Annotated in this window: 13 protein-coding genes and 1 pseudogene; 7 read left to right on the top strand and 7 right to left on the bottom strand. The window is 35.2% G+C overall.

Annotated features, from left to right (window positions below; translation table 11 throughout):
- Nucleotides 1-180: 180 nt before the first annotated feature.
- The 5 genes from GKZ88_RS03800 (at nt 181) to GKZ88_RS03780 (ending at nt 5,535) form a co-directional block, all read left to right on the top strand.
- Nucleotides 181-2,550, top strand: coding sequence for an arylsulfatase (locus GKZ88_RS03800; RefSeq protein ID WP_155101061.1), 2,370 nt, complete (start codon nt 181-183; stop codon nt 2,548-2,550).
- 138 nt (nt 2,551-2,688) lie between these two features.
- A complete protein-coding gene (locus GKZ88_RS03795) occupies nt 2,689-3,960 on the top strand; it encodes a DUF6624 domain-containing protein (protein WP_155101060.1) in 1,272 nt (423 codons plus the stop codon).
- Between the two features lie 169 nt (nt 3,961-4,129).
- Nucleotides 4,130-4,456 carry a metalloregulator ArsR/SmtB family transcription factor gene (locus GKZ88_RS03790; protein WP_155101059.1) on the top strand — a complete coding sequence of 109 codons (327 nt, stop codon included), beginning with the start codon at nt 4,130-4,132 and terminating at the stop codon, nt 4,454-4,456.
- Between the two features lie 57 nt (nt 4,457-4,513).
- Nucleotides 4,514-4,987 carry a DUF6428 family protein gene (locus GKZ88_RS03785; RefSeq protein ID WP_155101058.1) on the top strand — a complete coding sequence of 158 codons (474 nt, stop codon included), beginning with the start codon at nt 4,514-4,516 and terminating at the stop codon, nt 4,985-4,987.
- 131 nt (nt 4,988-5,118) lie between these two features.
- Nucleotides 5,119-5,535, top strand: coding sequence for an arsenate reductase ArsC (locus GKZ88_RS03780; protein ID WP_155101057.1), 417 nt, complete (start codon nt 5,119-5,121; stop codon nt 5,533-5,535).
- A 58-nt stretch (nt 5,536-5,593) separates the two neighbouring features.
- Here GKZ88_RS03780 and GKZ88_RS03775 read toward each other — a convergent pair whose 3' ends face one another.
- The 4 genes and pseudogenes from GKZ88_RS03775 to GKZ88_RS03755 form a co-directional block, all read right to left on the bottom strand.
- Entirely contained in the window at nt 5,594-7,594 is a 2,001-nt protein-coding gene (locus tag GKZ88_RS03775; RefSeq protein ID WP_155101056.1) for a heavy metal translocating P-type ATPase, read from the bottom strand.
- A 228-nt stretch (nt 7,595-7,822) separates the two neighbouring features.
- Nucleotides 7,823-9,097, bottom strand: a complete 1,275-nt coding sequence (locus GKZ88_RS03770) for an efflux RND transporter periplasmic adaptor subunit (protein WP_155101055.1) — start codon at nt 9,095-9,097, stop codon at nt 7,823-7,825.
- Nucleotides 9,098-9,099: 2 nt separating this feature from the next.
- Nucleotides 9,100-13,506, bottom strand: a pseudogene (locus GKZ88_RS03760) (CusA/CzcA family heavy metal efflux RND transporter).
- Between the two features lie 95 nt (nt 13,507-13,601).
- Nucleotides 13,602-13,925: a DUF6660 family protein gene (locus GKZ88_RS03755; RefSeq protein ID WP_230392454.1), complete on the bottom strand. Its 324-nt coding sequence runs from the start codon at nt 13,923-13,925 to the stop codon at nt 13,602-13,604.
- Nucleotides 13,926-14,225: 300 nt separating this feature from the next.
- Here GKZ88_RS03755 and GKZ88_RS03750 point away from each other — a divergent pair, with 300 nt between their 5' ends.
- Both GKZ88_RS03750 and GKZ88_RS03745 read left to right on the top strand, forming a co-directional pair.
- Complete coding sequence (locus GKZ88_RS03750) at nt 14,226-15,347, top strand: hypothetical protein (protein ID WP_155101052.1); 1,122 nt, start codon at nt 14,226-14,228, stop codon at nt 15,345-15,347.
- Between the two features lie 12 nt (nt 15,348-15,359).
- On the top strand, nt 15,360-16,136 hold the full coding sequence (locus GKZ88_RS03745) for a porin family protein (protein WP_155101051.1): 777 nt from the start codon (nt 15,360-15,362) through the stop codon (nt 16,134-16,136).
- 180 nt (nt 16,137-16,316) lie between these two features.
- On the opposite strand, the gene GKZ88_RS03740 is transcribed toward GKZ88_RS03745, so the two are convergent.
- Genes GKZ88_RS03740 through GKZ88_RS03730 form a run of 3 tightly spaced genes read right to left on the bottom strand, consistent with a single transcriptional unit; the run spans nt 16,317 to nt 18,088 of the window.
- The gene (locus tag GKZ88_RS03740) at nt 16,317-16,913 is read right to left on the bottom strand and encodes a chemotaxis protein CheB (RefSeq protein WP_155101050.1); all 597 of its coding nucleotides are present in this window, start codon (nt 16,911-16,913) and stop codon (nt 16,317-16,319) included.
- Complete coding sequence (locus GKZ88_RS03735) at nt 16,895-17,704, bottom strand: protein-glutamate O-methyltransferase CheR (protein WP_155101049.1); 810 nt, start codon at nt 17,702-17,704, stop codon at nt 16,895-16,897. The genes GKZ88_RS03740 and GKZ88_RS03735 overlap by 19 nt, the downstream gene beginning before the upstream one ends.
- A gap of 18 nt (nt 17,705-17,722) precedes the next feature.
- Nucleotides 17,723-18,088, bottom strand: coding sequence for a response regulator (locus tag GKZ88_RS03730; RefSeq protein ID WP_155101048.1), 366 nt, complete (start codon nt 18,086-18,088; stop codon nt 17,723-17,725).
- Nucleotides 18,089-18,162: the final 74 nt, after the last annotated feature.

The following is an 18,162-nucleotide window of genomic DNA, read 5'->3' as shown; positions in this document are numbered from 1 at the left end:
TCATTTGATGACTCAGGCTTTTTTTATATCCATATTTATAAAAATTTATTTACTAAATATCTTAGTTTTTTATAACGTCCCATATTCTAATTTTTGTAAATTTACTACTCTATTTCCCTCAAAAACAGATTTTTAAAAAGTTAGTACTCTTTTTTTATAAATATAATACCATTTAATATTATGAAAAATAACTTTTTGCTTACTGGACTAATTTTAGTCTTAGGTTTTGGTACAATAAATGCTCAAAATTGGCCTGACAGAACCGTTTTGCCTATTGAACCCTATCAAAAAGTGGGAAAAGTAGCTCCTACAATTAAAGGTTCTGATCCTATAGACTGGCCCAAAGAAATCAGTGCGCCAGAAGGTGCTCCCAATGTTTTACTGATTATGATTGATGATGTTGGTTTTGGTGCAAGTTCTACTTTTGGAGGCCCTATACCAACACCAAATTTTGATGCTCTTGCACAAAACGGACTGCGATACAACCGTTTTCACACCACGGCAGTTTGTTCTCCTTCAAGAGCCGCATTAATTACCGGAAGAAACCATCATACGGCTGCGACAGGAATTATTATGGAATTCTCAACACCTTATCCCGGTTATAACAGTTTAGTGCCACGAAGCGTTGCTACCATTGGTAAGATTTTAACTGATAATGGTTATGGAACTTCATGGTTTGGTAAAAATCATAACGTGCCAGACTGGCAATCTACCCCAGCAGGGCCATTTAATTTATGGCCAACAGGTTTAGGTTTTGAATATTTTTATGGCTTTTTAGGAGCCGATGCACATCAATTCAGACCCGCTTTATTTGAAGGAACAAAACCTGTAGATCCTTATTTTAAAGATGAAAAAGTTGATACTGATTATATCTTAGACCGAGATTTGGCAGATCATGCAATTCGTTGGATACAAACGCAAAAAAATGTTTCGCCAAACAAACCTTTCTTTGCTTATTATACTCCGGGAACTGCACACGCTCCGCATCAGGCACCTAAAGAATGGATCGCCAAATTCAAAGGAAAATTTGATCAGGGATTTGATAAACAGCGAATTGCAACATACGAAAATCAGAAAAAATTAGGTATCATTCCATCAGATGCACTACTAGCCGCGACACCGCCAGAATATCAAAAATGGGACGCATTAACTCCTGGAATGAAAAAAGTAGCTGCCAGAGAAATGGAAGTTTATGCTGCTATGCTTGCTTATTGCGATAATCAAATTGGAAGAATTCTTCAGTCAATTAAAGACTTGGGAGAATATAACAATACGATGGTCATTTTTATAATGGGAGACAATGGTGCAAGTGCCGAAGATCCAACTGGGCAAGGTTTGACCAGCGAAATTGGTATTATGGTAAATGGCGAAGTTGATACGGAAGAATTCATGCTGAAACATTTAGATGATTTTGGTGGTCCCTGGATGGCTGAACATTATTCTCAAAGCTGGGCGCATGCAATGAATACGCCATTTCAATGGGATAAAAAAATTGCTTCACATTTAGGAGGAAGCCGTACCGGAATGGTAATTTCATGGCCAGCAAGAATCAAGCAGATTGGGCAAATAAGAAGCCAATTTGCTCATATCACAGATATTGTCCCTACTATTCTTGAAGCTGCAAATATCCCACAGCCCAAAAAAGTCGATGGTTTCGATCAAACTCCTATAGCAGGAAAAAGTCTTGTTTATTCGTTTGATAATGCAAATGCACCTGAAACACATAAATCACAATATTTTGAAGTTATTGCCAACAGAGGCTACTACAAAGATGGATGGATGGCAAGTACAACTCCAAAAAATCTTCCGTGGCAAGGACATCCTATTCCATCTGAAGATCCTGTAAAAGATTATAAATGGGAATTATACGATTTGACAAAAGATTTTAGCCAAGCAAATGATATTGCGGCACAAAATCCAGACAAATTGAAAGAAATGCAAAAAGCTTTTATGGAAGAAGCCGAAAAATACAATGTTTTTCCGTTTGACGACCGTTATATAGACCGCGTAAATCCTGAAAACCGCCCTAATTTAAATAAAGGCCGAAATCAATTTACTTTCCACCAAGGAACATCACGTATAACAGAAGGAATGGCACCTAACATGAAAAATACATCTTTCAGTATAACAGCAGATGTTGATGTGAAAGCAGGTCAGGAAGGTATGATTATTACGCAAGGCGGTTATTTTGCCGGATTAGCTTTAATGCTTCAAAAAGGTAAGCCAACATTTGCCTATGCTTTTTCTCATTATCCAAATCATAAATGGAGCATTCAGTCTCCAACTGCTTTAACTGCAGGCAAACATACTATTGTTCTGAATTTTGATTATGCAGGTGGCGGTGTTGGAAAAGCAGCTAAAGCAACTTTGCTTGTTGATGGCAAAAAAGTAGCCAGTGGTGATATTCCTAAAACAGTACCAAGCCGTTTTTCTGCAGATGAAACCTTAGATGTTGGTGAAGATTTTGGAACACCAGTAAACAGAACTTACGATGCGCCTTTTACTTTTCAAGGCAAAATTGAAAAAGTTGTTGTCGATTTGAAACAATAAATAGTTTGATCAAGATAAAATCAAAAGCCCATTTCAAAAAGAAATGGGCTTTTTTATTAATACAATATAAATCAAATACCTAATAACAAAATTTGTATTTTCATCTTAGAAAAATTTTCTGAATAAACTTTAAATTTTATGAATCGATATTTATTTTTTGCGTTGCTGTTTTTCGTTTTTAATACTTCTAAAGCGCAAACAAATCTTCATTACGAGGAATTAATTGCTGAAGCTTCTCTACTTCATCTTCAAAAAGATTATAAAAATGCTATTCCAAAACTAGAAAAAGCCTTTTTGATAAAACAGCCAGATGCATTAAATGCTTATAAAGCTGCTGGAATGTATTCGTTAGCTCTAAATGAAGCAAAAGCTTTTAAATATTTAAATATAGCTCTAAATAAAGGATGGACTGAAGCAGAGCAACTTTCCATAGATCCTTATTTTGATTTTTTACGTGCTAAATATCCATATACGTGGAAAACGATTAAACAAAAAGCACAATTGAAAGAGCAGGAATATGAAAAAAAATTAAAACTTCCAGAATTGCGAAAACAAATCAATGCAATGGGAATTGCAGATCAGAAAATTAGATATTGGAAAATACAAACTTCAGATCCTGCTCTATTAAATGAATTACAGCAGAAAATTAACGACTTAGATTTTAAAAATCTTTCGACAGCAAAAGAGATTCTGAAAGCAAACGGATGGCCAAAAATATCCGAAATTGGAAAAGACGGCGCTCATAATTTCTGGCTTATTGTGCAACATGCAGATCAAGATATTCAATTTCAAAAAACAGCGCTTCATGAAATGGAAAAACTGAAAGGAACCAAAGAACTTGATATTGAAAATTATGCTTTTTTATATGATCGAGTACAATGCAACCTGAATTACAAACAACTTTATGGAACTCAGGTAAACTGGACACAAAACGGTGAAGCTTCGAGTTTTAGGGCCATCATAAAAGAAAATGAAGTAGATAAAAGAAGAGCGTCTTTAAAACTTCTTCCTTTAAAAATTTATGCTCTCAATTATGGCTTTAAATACACCATTCCAACATCAAAAGAAGCTTCGGAAAGAGATAAAAAAGATACAGAAAACGTCTTAACCCTTATTAATGAAGCTACAAATAATTATAAGGCAAAAGAATTTCAAAAAGTATATGACAACTACAACAATGCTTCAATGATTTTAGGAGGAATGACAAGCGCTCAAAATTTTGAAGCAGCCGAACTTTTTGCCAAAATCTATAATCAAACTAACGAAGAACAATATCGAAGTATTTCATTAGATTTTTTAAGCTTAAATGATCTCAGAGGTGACTTAAATAAGAAAGAATTATTGTCGAATAAAGAATTTCGAAACTTTTATACTGAAAAGAGATGGAAAGACATTACAGATACATTATAGCTCAGAAAAAAGTTTTTCCGTTTGTCTAAAGAAATACTCATTATTTACAATCTATAAAATTCTATAAAAATAATTAGAGGAAAAATAAAATTGAAAAATAAATATTCCGTTTACTATTTGTTTTTAATAAATCTATATCGTAATATTGCTATATTAAAATTTAAACAAAATGGGAGCTTCAAAAACAGAACATTTTACAGATAAACAAAATCAGATTGCTACAATTGCAAAAGCTTTAGGACATCCTGCCAGAATTGCCATTATTGAATATCTTTTGAAAGTAAACGAATGTATCTGTGGCGACATTGTAAATGAGCTTCCGCTTGCGCAGCCAACCGTTTCACAACATCTTAAAGAACTCAAAAATGCAGGGCTTATAAAAGGAAATATCGAAGGAAATGCGATTTGTTATTGCATCGACGAATCGACATTTGATATTTTAAATACCTATTTTTCAAATATTATTGCCGTTACAAAAAATCAGAAATGCTGCTAAAGCATTTTTTTAAATATCTATATCGCAATATTGCATTATAACTATAAATAAAAAATTATGAAACTTTCAGAAATTAAAAACATACTTCCCAATTTGGAAAATGTTGCCTTTCAATTAGAAAACGGCGTATTTGTTCCCGAACATTTTCATGTAACTGAAATTGGAATCACTTCAAAAAACTTTATTGATTGCGGAGGCGTAATACGAAACGAAAATGCGGTAAACTTTCAATTGTGGAACGCAAATGATTTTGAACACCGATTAAAACCAGGCAAACTTTTGCATATTATTCAACTTTCAGAAGAAAAATTAAACATTCAAGATTTTGAAATTGAAGTAGAATATCAAAATGAAACTATTGGCAGATATGATTTAGAATTTAATGGAACTCATTTTATTCTAAAAAACAAAACTACTGCATGTCTGGCGCAAGACGCGTGCAATGTTCCTCAAGCAAAACAGAAAATTGCTTTAACTGAACTGCACAAAAACGAAGCAAACAGCTGTTCACCAAATTCAGGTTGTTGTTAATCATGAAGCAGAAACTAATCAAATACAAGAAACCTATCATTATCACAACATCTGTAATTGTGCTGCAGCTCATTTTTGGTTTTGAACCAAAATTCTGCATTATCAATATCATTTGGTTATTCGTTTAAATTATGACAAAAAAAATTTTAGTGCTCTGCACAGGAAACAGTTGCCGAAGTCAAATCGCCGATGGTTATTTAAAACATTTTTTAGGCAATAAAGCCGAGGTTTACAGCGCTGGTGTAGAAACTCACGGCGTTAATCCGAGAGCAATTGCAACAATGAAAGAAGATGGAATTGATATTTCTAATCACACTTCAAACCATATTGATGAATATCAAAACATAGATTTTGATTTTGTAATTACGGTTTGTGACAATGCTAAAGAACGTTGCCCATTTTTCCCTTCAAAAGCAATCAAACTGCATTATAACTTTCATGATCCGGCCAAAGCAACTGGAAATGAAGAAGAAATTTTAGAGGAATTTAGAACCGTAAGACAAACTATAAAAGCGTTTTGCGAGCAATTTTCCAAAGAACATTTTTAATTAAAATGATAAAAAAATGCGGTGACTAAATAATTTAATCACCGCATTTTATTTTTTATTAAAACCTCATCTTCTGAATTCTGACTGCATTTAAAATTGCCAGTAAAGCCACACCAACATCCGCAAAAACAGCTTCCCACATTGTTGCTAGTCCGCCGGCACCTAGAATTAATACAAAAGCTTTTACGACAAAGGCCAACGTAATGTTCTGCCAGACAATTTTTTTAGTTTGTTTTCCAATGTTGATTGCCATTGCAATTTTACTTGGTTTATCATCTTGAATCACGACATCGGCAGTTTCTATTGCCGCATCGCTTCCTAAACCTCCCATCGCAATTCCTACTGTGCTTAAGGCGATTACAGGTGCATCATTTACACCGTCGCCCACAAAAGCTACGGTTTCATTTTTAGCTTTGATTTCGTTTACTTTATTGACCTTGTCTTCTGGAAGCAAATCACCAAAAGCTTTTGAAATACCGAGTTTATCAGCAACAAATTGAACGACATTGGTTTTATCACCGCTTAGCATTGTTAGTTTCACACCTAAAGATTTTAGTTTTGAAACTGTTTCCTGTGCATCTTCCTTAATTTCATCGGCAATCGTTAAATAACCGGCAAATTTTCCATCATAAGCAATTGCAATTGTAGTGTAAACAATTGAAGACGGATCAATATCATACGAAATAGCATATTTATCCAGAAGCTTGAAATTTCCAACAAGCAATTCTTTTTCGTTATAAGCCGCTTTTAATCCGTGTCCTGAAATTTCTTCAATCTCTTTTAAATCAATTGAAGAATCAATTTGTCCCACATAATTATGAATTGCCGTTGCAACGGGATGTGTACTTCGGCTTTCTAAAACATTTATCAGTTTAAGAATTTCTTCTTTATCAAAATCAGATTTTATAATGACTTCCTGCACTTTAAAAACGCCTTCGGTCATAGTTCCAGTTTTATCTACCACAACATTCTGAATTTTCGAAATGCTGTCTAGAAAATTACTTCCCTTAAAGAGAATTCCGTTTTTACTCGCTGCTCCGATTCCGCCAAAATAACCCAGCGGAATACTGATAACCAAAGCACAAGGACACGAAATTACCAGAAATACCAAAGCTCTGTAAAGCCAGTCGGCAAAAACATAATGATCTACAAAAAACATTGGCAGCAGACAGATTGCAATTGCCAGATAAACCACAATTGGTGTATAAATTTTAGCGAATTTTCGAATAAACAATTCCGCTGGTGCTTTTTTTGTCGTGGCATTTTGTACCAATTCCAAAATTTTAGACAATTTACTGTCGTTATAAGCGGTTGTTACTTTTACTTCGGCAATCGTGGTTCCATTTATCATTCCGGCCAAAACTGTATCGCCTTTCTTTTTTGTGTCTGGTTTGCTCTCTCCTGTCAAGGCAGCTGTATTAAACGAAGCCGAATCAGACAATAATTTACCATCTAAACCTAGTTTTTCTCCCGCTTTAAGCTGAATAATTGCTCCAATCTGAACGTCTTTGGCTTTTACTTTTATCGCAATATTGTTTTCTAAGATATTTACCTCATCAGGACGCTGATCTAGCAGACTTTTAATACTGGATTTTGCTCGCTTCACCGCCATTCCCTGAAAAGTTTCTCCAATCGTATAAAACAACATAACCGCAACACCTTCAGGATATTGACCAATGACAAATGCACCGACTGTAGCGATACTCATTAAGAAAAATTCAGAGAAAACATCGCCTTTAACGATGCTTTCATAAGCTTCTTTCAAAACAGGAAGTCCAACAGGAAGATACGCAATTGCGTACCAGGCAATTCTAACAACTCCGGTAAACCAATTTTGTTCAAAATAATGATCAAAACCAATTCCGATTAATAGTAAAACAAACGATATAATCGATGGCATGAATAATTTAAACAAACTCCCGTCTGTATTATGTTCATGATCGTGGCCTTCGTGATCATGTCCGTCACCTTCTCTGAGTACTGGTTCGTCATGCGAACAGCAGCACGAAGTTTTAGGTTTGTTTTTTATATTTTTTACTTCTTTATCTTGATGTATCATGGGAAAGTTTCAAGTTTTGTTTGTTTCAAGTTACAAGTTTTAACTTTGTCTAAATAATGTTCTAAATTTAATCATTTTGTGGCAATTACTCTTAAGTAAAATGTTTTAATAAGGTTTTTCAAGTTTCACATTAACCTACCGCAAGGCTCGCAATCCCGACGGTTATCGAGACGCAAAGTTAACACGTTGCATAACCTGAAACTTGAAACAAAGAAAACCTGAAACTCTTTAATGCTCATGCTCTCCTCCGCCCTTCATTGTCGAGAGAAGATAAAAAGCACCTTTAGTAACAATTTTGGCTCCCGATTCAGCTTTCTCCACAAACTTAATTTCTGTAAAACCTAAGTCGGTAGTTCCCGGAATTACTTCAATTGCTTTAAAATGAATTTCTTTTTCGTAAGCTTTTTCTTTTCCACCTGTTTTATTCTCATGTTTTTCTTCGGCATTTCCTTCTTGCTGTACAAAAACAAAATATTTGTCTGCATTTTTGACCACCGCATCTTTTGGCAAAGCCGGAACCGTGGTATTTGTAATATTGATATTAGCCGAAACATACATTCCCGGAATCAATCCTTTGGCATCGGCTGGGTCAATTTTGGCGTGAACTGCAACGGTTTTACTTTCGTTTGAAAAAGATTTATTAATTCCGAAAATCTTTCCTTTAATGGATTTATTGGACTGATTTGTCAAGACAAAATCAATCACCTGACCTACAGAAATAGAACCTAGATCTTTTTCATAAACATTCAAATCCAAATGCATTTGACTGTTGTCTACCACTTCAAACAAAGAAACGCCAGTGTTTGCAAAAGCACCTTTGGCAATATTTATTTTACCAACATAACCATTTATCGGTGCGACAATTGGAACTAAAGACGAACTTCCTTTTGCAGAAACATGCAAAGCTTCCAATTTATTGTTTGCTGCCTGCGCGCGGGCTCTTTCGGCCGCTAACTTCGCTTTGACTTCCTGAAATGTTTTCCTCGGATTTACATTTTCATCACTCAACGTTTTCTGACGGTTATATTCTAACTGCAAATATTCAACATTGGCTGTAGCCGACTGATATTCTTCCTGCATTTGGATCACTTCAAGATTCTGAATGGTTGCCAAAACTTTTCCTTTATTGACATAAGTTCCTTCTAGAACAAAAATATCTTTAACCGTCCCGCCAATTAAAGTCGAAACCTCAGCTGAGTTTTGCGGCGGTACTGTTGTATAACCATTTGCTTTGATGACTTTGTTAAGATTTCGGTCTTCTACAAAACCTGTTTCAATACCAACAGTTTGGTATTGTGATTCCGTTAATGCAACTTCTGTACTTGACTTTTCTTCTTCTTTTATCTCTTCGGCTTTCTTTTCGTTGCAACTTGTTAGGATAACCGCAAAGCACGCAAAGGCAAAGCGCAAGGCACGCAAGAAAATTAAACTTTGGGTCCTTTGCGTCCCGATAGCTATCGGGATTACGTTCTTTGCGGTGAAATAATTCAATATATTTTTCATGATTAATTGTTTTTGATGGTTGGAAATTGGAGTTCAATAGCACTTTGATTATAACTGTGAGTCGCTTCAGAATACTGCTTTTTAATATCAATGGCCTGATTTAAAAAACTGATATACGACCAATAACTCATATCGCCGTTTGCATAGCTTTTCTGTGCAGTTTCAATAATCTGATTGGCGTACTGCAGTCCTTCATTTTGATAATAATCCAGGTTTTTCTGTTGTTTCTGAAAGTTATTCTGCAATTCTTCTTTCTGAAGATTTAATATCATTTTATTTTTATCCAATGCCAATTGCGACTGCGAAATACTGATTTCTGCTGCTTTTGCTTTGGTTGTATTTACGCCTCCAAACAGCGGAATCTGCAAACCGGCGGTAAAACCCTGAAACAACGATTCGGTATTAATGGTTTGGGCGAAATATCCTAAGCCAACTTTTGGTGTTCGCAAAGCTTTAAAAGTTCCGACTTCTTTCTGATAAACCGAAATTTGCTGCTGATAAAAATCTGTCATTAAAATCGCTGCTTTCGAATCCTCATTTTCTATAAATGAATATTTTAAAGAAGTCTTTTCATCTGGAATTATATTTTCATCAGTTTGAACAAAAAACTGAAGCTGTTTCTGATAAATCGCCAAGTCATATTCTAATTGTACTTTTTGCGTTTCAATTTCTTTCACTTTGGCTTTTGCACTAATGACTTCAATATTACCGCTTTCTCCCGTTTTAAATCGGAGTTCTGCATTTTTTAAGAATTTGGTATAAATAGCATTCAATTCTGAGTTTAACTTCTGAATCGAAACTCCGTACAAATATTGATAATACGCCAAGGTCACTGCTTTTTCCAGTTCGTAAGATGATAATGCTTTTCGTTTTTCAGCCAGTTTTGCTAATTCTTCCTGTAATTGCCTGTTGGCTTTTGTAATGTTTCCAAGCGGAAAAAATTGCTGCACCGAAACGTTATGATCAAAATCGACACTGTTGAACTGCCCGCCCTGATATTGCACCTGAAGCGGATCAGGCTGAAAGGCGGCCTTTTTTAGAACGGTTTGCTTTTCGATTTCTTTATCAGCAATTTTTAAATCGATGTTGCTTGATTTGGCGAGCTCTATTGCTTTTTCAAGACTAATTGATTGTTGTGCAAATGTTGCTGTGCTTGCCAATAGGAATATGCTTAACCGCAAAGCTCGCAAGGTCTTTTTCGCAAAGTTCGCAAAGGTTTTGTGCTGTGTTTTATATATTGAATTCATTTTTCTCTCTTTTAAAATTTCTTAGCGTTCTTCGCGTAAATCTTTGCGCTCTTTGCGGTTAAATCTCTCTAGCATTAAATACAAAATCGGTAAAACGATTAAGGTTAACAAAGTTGCTGAGACTAATCCGCCGATAACTACGGTTGCTAAAGGTTTCTGTACTTCTGCCCCGCCGCTTGTCGATAATGCCATTGGCAAAAATCCTAAAGAAGCTACGGCCGCAGTCATTAAAACTGGACGTAATCTGGTTTTAGTTCCAATGAGAATTCGTTGAAGCGGATTTGAAACTCCCTCTGCTTTCAATTGGTTGAAATACGAAATCAATACAATTCCGTTTAAAACTGCGATTCCGAACAAAGCAATAAAACCAATTCCTGCCGAAATACTAAACGGCATTCCTCTAAGTGAAAGCGCAAAAACTCCCCCAATTGCAGATAATGGAATTGCAGTAAAAATTAAAAGCGCTTGTTTTACACTTTTAAAAGTAAAATAAAGCAGTACTAAAATAAGTCCCAATGCAATTGGCAGGGCAACTGAAAGTCTTTTTGAAGCTTCAATTAAATTTTCAAACTGACCGCCGTACGTTACATAATAACCTGCAGGAAGTTTAAAGTTTTTATCCAGCTTTTGCTGAATTTCTTCAACCACACTTTTAATATCTCTTCCGCGAACATTTAAACCGACAGTAATTCTTCTTTTTCCGTCTTCGCGGATGACCTGCACCGGGCCTTGTTCGTATTCAACCGAAGCAACCTGAGAAAGTGGTACCTGCTGACCGTTTGGAAGCGGAATAAACAAATTACTGACATCTGTAATATCGGCGCGGTTGTTTTCATCCATTCTAACCACAACATCAAATCTTTTGCTTTCGTCATAAATTTTCCCGGCACTTTCGCCCGCAAATGACGAACGGATGATTTGATTGATATCTGAAATATTGAGTCCATAAAGCGCAATCTTATCATAATCGTATTTAACCGTAATTTGTGGTAATCCGGTAACTTTATCGGCTTTTAAATCGCCAATTCCTTCAATTCCTTTTATTTTAGAAATTAGTTCGGTCGCTTTAGCATCGAGAATCTCTAAATCATCACCAAAAATCTTAATCGCAATATCACTTCGGCTTCCAGTCATTAACTCGTTAAAACGCATCTGAATGGGCTGTGAAATCTCGATATTGGCACCCGGAATAATTTGCATTTCCTTTTTCATGGCATTGGCCAAATCTTCCCAATTATCGTATTTGCCTTTCCATTCTTTTTTGTCTTTTAAAACAATAATTAAATCGGCACTTTCTATTGGCATTGGATCTGTTGGAATTTCACCACTTCCTATTTTGGCCACTATTGTTTTAATTTCAGGGAATTTGGCTTTCAGAATTTGTTCGTATTTTGTTGTCGTTTCTACCATCTGTGTAAGCGAACTTCCGGTCATAATGGTCGTATTGATGGCCAAATCGCCTTCTTCAATGGTCGGGATAAATTCCCCTCCCATATTATTAAAAACAATCAATCCTAAAGCAAATAATCCTAATGACACTCCTAAAACCACTTTTTTAAACTGCAATGCTTTATTCAGAAATGGTGTGTATAAATTCTCAAGCCAGCGCATCATACGGTCACTGAAATTCTCTTTGAGTTCTGTTTTTTTTGACAGAAATAAAGCGCTCATCATAGGTACGTAAGTCAGCGAAAGTATAAACGCTCCAATTACAGCAAAACCAACTGTCATGGCCATAGGTTTAAACATTTTGCCTTCGGTACCAATTAAAGCCAAAATTGGCAAGTAGACAATCAAAATAATGATTTCTCCAAAAGCGGCACTATTTCTGATTTTTGAAGCTGAATTGTATATTTCGACATCCATTTCTTCCTGAGAAAGTTCCTTTTTTTGTTTGAGTTTTTGAAGATGATGCATCGAAGCTTCAACAATAATTACGGCGCCATCAACTATGATTCCGAAATCTATTGCCCCGAGACTCATTAAATTTCCGCTTACGCCAAAGGCATTCATCAAAATAATGGCAAACAGCATCGCCAACGGAATTACCGAAGCCACAATCAGTCCGGCACGAAGATTCCCAAGAAATAAAATCAGGACAAAAATGACGATTAATGCACCTTCAAGTAAGTTCTTGGTTACGGTTCCAATGGCACTGTCAACCAATTTTCCTCTATCAATAAAAGCCTCGGCAACAACGCCTTCGGGCAGACTTTTATTAATTTGAGCCATTTTTTCATGAATTCGATCTACTACGGCACTTGAATTTTCTCCTTTTAGCATTAAAACCAAACCAGAGACAATTTCGCCTTTTCCATCTTTTGTTGATGCACCGTAACGCAATGCAACGCCTTCACGAACCTGAGCCACATTACGAACCAAAACTGGTGAACCGTTCCTGTTTTTTACTACTACATTTTCGAGATCTTTTACTCCTTTTGCCATTCCGACACCACGAATAAAATAAGTATATTGATCTTTTTCAATATAGGCACCGCCAGTATTTTGATTGTTTTTTTCTAAGGCATCAAAGATTTCAGTAATGGTTACACCCAAACTGTTCAGCATATTTGGGTTAACAGCAATCTCGTATTGCTTTAGTTTTCCGCCCCAAGTACTAATATCAGCAACGCCACGAATTCCTTGTAATTGCGGAATAATAATCCAATCTTGGATTGTTCTTAATTCAACAGCACTGTATTTGTTTTCATAACCTTTTTTGGCATAAACATCATATTGGTATATTTCGCCTAAACCCGTTGTAATAGGCGCTAATTCTGGAGAGTTTACGTAATCTGGAATGTTTTCTTCGGCCTGTTTTAAGCGCTGAAAAATTTGTTCACGTGCCCAGTAAATATCGACATTGTCTTCAAAAACAACAGTAACAACAGACAATCCAAAACGGGAAATACTGCGCAATTCTATAATATTTGGAACTGTTTTTACGGCTCTTTCCAGCGGATAAGTTATTAATTGCTCTACTTCCTGACTTGCCAAAGTTGGCGCAGTAGTAATAATCTGAACCTGATTATTGGTAACATCAGGCAACGCATCGAGCGGTAATTTTTTAAGCGAATAGCTTCCCCAAGCTATTAATACAAGGGTAAGTAATAGTATAACGAATTTGTTTCGTATACTAAATTGAATGATTTTATCTAGCATTTGAAATATATAATGACATGAGAAAATAGGCAAAAGTTTGCCTGTTACTTTTGTGGAAACACCACAATACTCTCACCCAATTTAATTGGGTATCATTATGCTATTTGAGGGGGCTGCCAAATGCTTCCGTAGAAATTAGAAGCAAAAACAGAATTATAGGTTGGTAATGCAGCAGTTATTTTAGTGCATGATTTCGAAAATTCAAAAATTACAGGAGGCTGATAACTTAAAACCTGAGCGCCACAGCAATTGCAGGCACAAAATGGAGAACATAAATCATTGTCTTTGTCATGAGAATGATTTGCTTCAGAAGAAAATTGAGCCGTTTTATGCATAGCACTGTTCACTTCCATATCTGCGCAAGGCATATTTGAAAGTGCCATCAAATAAATTGATAATAGTACTGTTATCCATTTCATGTAACAAAATTAATTATTTATTTTCTTGCAAAAACAAATTATTCTAAAAATTTTTGTTAGAAAAACATTAAAATATTACAGAATATACTGATTAATCATACTTCTTAAAAAAACATTACAACTGTTAATTTTTTTAATTAACTTTAACACTAATAAAATCTTTCAAAAAATACGCCGATACACTTTTTACCTCTAATCAATTAAAAAACAAAAGAATACGCATACTCCCCAATTTAAGAATACGATAATACATATTTATTTTACGCAGTTTCTATTAATTAATCCTAAAACCCTTAATTCATGAAATGTACTACAATAATATCAGCCTCGTTACTATTCTTTAGCATGCAAATTTTCGGTCAGGTCTATACCGATAAAATCGTAGGAAAAAAAAATGAAGAATTAAAAGACAGTCTTAAAGTCGAAAAATATCCGTACGCTCTTCCAATCTGGGGAGAAAAAGTAGCTCAAAAAGGATACAAACTTCCCTATTCTGCCGGAGTTTCTGTTAATTATTTTTGGCAGGAATCTGAAATTGTTATCAATGATTTAAATATTGGTTTTAATCATGGTCCCCAATACAATTTAGATGAAATTGTACGATTTGACAAATCAACGGTCGAAGCTAGTGCGCTTACAATTCGTCCTGACATTTGGTTGCTTCCCTTTTTAAATATTTATGGAATTTTTGGAAAAGCCAATACTTCAACTAAAATAAATGCTGGTATCTGGGTTCCAGACGCAGATAATAACTGGTCTGAAGTTGCTAATTTCAGTACCAAAGCAAATTTTGATGCCACTACTTTTGGTATAGGTATGACGCCTACAATTGGTATTGGCGGAGGCTGGCTGGCGCTTGATATGAATATGGCTTGGACAGATATCAGTTCCCTTGATAAACCTGCTTTTTCTTATGTTTTTGGACCAAGATTAGGGAAGACATTTAAATTCAATAAACCAGACCAAAATATAGCGATTTGGGTTGGAGGTTTTAGAGTTCATATTTCTGGAGATACGAACGGAGATTTGCCTTTATCTGATTTTATTGATCTAAGCAGTGCTCAGGCTAAAGTGGACAGCGGTCTTCAAAAAGTAACCGAAAACCAAACTAAAGTAGATAATTGGTGGGACAGCTTGAGCCCAGCGGAGCAAAAAAATCCTGTGAATGTAGCCAAACACAATACAGCAGACAGAGCTTTAGAAAGAGCAGGAACATTTCTGGCAACTCTGGACGGCGCATTGAGCACCGCCAGCGACTCATCGGTTCAGTATTCGCTTCAAAAAAGACCAAAAGATATGTGGAACTTTATCATTGGATCACAATATCAATTCAATAAACATTTTATGTTTCGCGCAGAATGTGGTTTCTTAGCAAGCCGTACTCAAGTTCTGGGAAGTTTGCAATATCGTTTTGGACTGTAATTCATCCATTTTATGAAAAAGATTATATTAATCGTTTTTACCTTCTTTTGCATCAGTTCAGCTCAATCTCAAGTTTTAATTTCCTTAATTTTTGGGGATAAACTTAACTCCGAGTTTTTGGAATTTGGTTTAGAAGGCGGCGTAAATTTTTCTACGATTTCAAATATGGATTCTTCAGGAACAAATCCGGGTTTTAATCTTGGTTTTTATTTCGATCTCAGATCAAGAAAAAATCCTGCTTGGATGATCAATACTGGTGTAATTGTAAAGTCTCCTATGGGTGCACAGGGAATTCCGGTTTATCCTACGGGCGATGCCAATTTAGACAATACTTTTGTCGGCGGAAGCGTAAACCGTGAAATACGTTACTTTAATGTTCCAATTTTAATTAAATATCAGTTCAAAAACAATATTTATGTAAAAGCCGGACCGCAGTTTGGTTTATTAGCCAAAGCTTTTGATGAATTCAAAGATGAATACGAGAAAGATGATATTATCTACAAAAGAAACATCCGAGATCAAATTCATGTTATTGATGCCGGACTTGCTGCAGGTTTAGGGTATCATTTAAACGTTGGGAATGGACTTAATTTTACTGTTCAATATTATTATGGCCTAGTAACTGTGATGAAAGGCGACGGGCCAAATAATCAATACAACAGATCTTGGTACATTACTGCCGGAATACCTATCGGCAAAGGAAAAGCAGCGCAAAGGAAAGCCGAAAAAGAAGCTGAACTGAATAAAATTATTCTTCCAGAAGATGAAAAACCACTGCCAAAAAATTAAGTTCTCCTTTATTTGCGTTTGAAAAAAAATTTAACACATAGAAACATAGGATTTCTTTGCGGTTAAAGGCGTTTCACTTTTTTAAAACAAACATAGTCTATGTGTGAGAAACCTAGTTTCTTTTCGTATCCTTTTTTACACATTTAAAACTATGTTTCTACGTGTTAAAAATAATTGTATCTATTGGTCTATTTTCATATTTACTGATGCAATAAAATGAAGTATTTCCTCCGTATTTAAAACAAAATCAGGATCTGTATATAAAATAGCATTATTAGGCATAAAAGGCATTTCTGCAGAAAGCGGATTTTGAACCGCAATTGTTCCTCCTGATGCTTTAATGGCTTTTAAACCTTCTGTCCCATCTGCATTTGAGCCTGAAAATAAAATTCCGATCAAAGACGACCCATAAATCTCTGCCGCTGATTCGAAAGAAACATCAATACTTGGACGGCTGTAGTTTATTTTTTCAGAGGTATCTAAAGCCAGAATTCCGTTTTTTTCAAACAACAAATGATAATTGGATGGCGCAATGTAAATAAACCCAGGCAAAAGCGGTGTTTTGTCTTCAACTGGCTTTACTTTTATATTTGATTTTAGTGTAATTAAATCCTCTAAAGTCTGCTCGTCTGTGCTTTTTCTGTGAAGGACAATGACAAGTGCAAAATCATTGAGTTTGATCAGCTCGGGTAAAATCTGCATTAAAGCATTCAGACTTCCAGCAGATCCTCCAATAATAACTACTTTACAATTTGATATTATTTTAATTTCCTCCATATTTTATCTTTATCCAATTGTTTGTATTTATTTGGAGCAATAGAATATTTTATGGTTTCTTTTGTCCCTAAAGCTAAAAAACCAAGAACAGCTAAACTTTCATCAAATAAATTGATTACACGTTTTTGCAGATCAGCATCAAAATAAATCAAAACATTGCGGCACAAAATCATATCAAATTCATTGAAGGAAGTATCTGAAACCAAATTGTGCTGTGAGAAAACCATTTTTTCAGCCAAATCACCATTAAACTTTGCGATACCATAATTTGCTGTGTAATAACTTGAAAAATCTTCCTGACCTCCTGCATCTCGATAGTTTTGTGAATATTCTTTCATCATTCGAAGCGGAAAAATTCCTTTTTTGGCTGTCTCTAAAACAGTCGCATTAATATCGGTTGCATAGATTATAGATTTATGAAGCAGACCGGCTTCTTTTAGCATTATGGCCATAGAATACACTTCTTCGCCAGTTGAGCATCCGGCGTGCCATAATCTGATAAAAGGTTTTGTTCCTAACAAGGGCAAAATTTCATTTCGTAAAACACCATAAAATGCCGGATCACGAAACATTTCAGTAACATTAACTGTAATTTCGTCAACCATTCTTTTGTAATATTCCGGATCAGAACGGACTTTAGAAAGAAATTCATGAAAATGAGTAAAGCCATCTAAATGAAAAATTCTGTTCACACGCCTTTTTAATGAAGCTCTGGAATAACTTCCAAAATCAAAACCATAATATTCATAAACTTCGTTGATAAGCGTCTCTAACTCAATATCCTCAATCATATTTCATTTAAGTTTTACTCAAATTCCACTTAAAATAAGCAGTAATTTATCAACATCTACTGGTTTCGAGATATAATCATCTGCTCCAGCTTCTAAACATTTTTCCTTATCGCCTGTCATCGCTTGGGCTGTTACTGCAACAACAAAAACAGCTGCTCTTGACGGAATCTCTTTTATTAACGGAATTGCCTCATAACCATCCATTTCGGGCATCATCATATCCAGTAAAACTGCATCAATCTTTTCGTCAGATTTCAATAGCTTTAAAGCTTCTTCGGCACTTGTACAAGACAAACAATCGTATGACTTGACGCGCAGCGTATGCGTCAATGCGAAAATATTTCTGGAATCGTCATCTACAATTAAAAGTCGTTTTTTACTCATAAACTCTTATATTTTTTTTGCCACAGATTGCACAGATTAAAGTTTTTTTTTAAAATTAAAAAATCATTTAGAAT

Source organism: Flavobacterium sp. LC2016-01 (assembly GCF_009711135.1).
GTDB lineage: Bacteria > Bacteroidota > Bacteroidia > Flavobacteriales > Flavobacteriaceae > Flavobacterium.
The sequence above is the reverse complement of the archived record's forward strand: the minus strand, read 5'-3'. Positions and strand labels throughout refer to the sequence as shown.

Bases quoted from the DNA above. Each gene is read 5' to 3' on its own strand.
- GKZ88_RS03780 (WP_155101057.1), top strand. From the start codon at position 5,119: ATGACAAAAAAAATTTTAGTGCTCTGCACAGGAAACAGTTGCCGAAGT.
- GKZ88_RS03785 (WP_155101058.1), top strand. From the start codon at position 4,514: ATGAAACTTTCAGAAATTAAAAACATACTTCCCAATTTGGAAAATGTT.
- GKZ88_RS03775 (WP_155101056.1), bottom strand. From the start codon at position 7,594: ATGATACATCAAGATAAAGAAGTAAAAAATATAAAAAACAAACCTAAA.
- GKZ88_RS03755 (WP_230392454.1), bottom strand. From the start codon at position 13,925: ATGAAATGGATAACAGTACTATTATCAATTTATTTGATGGCACTTTCA.
- GKZ88_RS03730 (WP_155101048.1), bottom strand. From the start codon at position 18,088: ATGAGTAAAAAACGACTTTTAATTGTAGATGACGATTCCAGAAATATT.
- GKZ88_RS03735 (WP_155101049.1), bottom strand. From the start codon at position 17,704: ATGATTGAGGATATTGAGTTAGAGACGCTTATCAACGAAGTTTATGAA.
- GKZ88_RS03740 (WP_155101050.1), bottom strand. From the start codon at position 16,913: ATGGAGGAAATTAAAATAATATCAAATTGTAAAGTAGTTATTATTGGA.
- GKZ88_RS03745 (WP_155101051.1), top strand. From the start codon at position 15,360: ATGAAAAAGATTATATTAATCGTTTTTACCTTCTTTTGCATCAGTTCA.
- GKZ88_RS03750 (WP_155101052.1), top strand. From the start codon at position 14,226: ATGAAATGTACTACAATAATATCAGCCTCGTTACTATTCTTTAGCATG.
- GKZ88_RS03770 (WP_155101055.1), bottom strand. From the start codon at position 9,097: ATGAAAAATATATTGAATTATTTCACCGCAAAGAACGTAATCCCGATA.
- GKZ88_RS03790 (WP_155101059.1), top strand. From the start codon at position 4,130: ATGGGAGCTTCAAAAACAGAACATTTTACAGATAAACAAAATCAGATT.
- GKZ88_RS03795 (WP_155101060.1), top strand. From the start codon at position 2,689: ATGAATCGATATTTATTTTTTGCGTTGCTGTTTTTCGTTTTTAATACT.
- GKZ88_RS03800 (WP_155101061.1), top strand. From the start codon at position 181: ATGAAAAATAACTTTTTGCTTACTGGACTAATTTTAGTCTTAGGTTTT.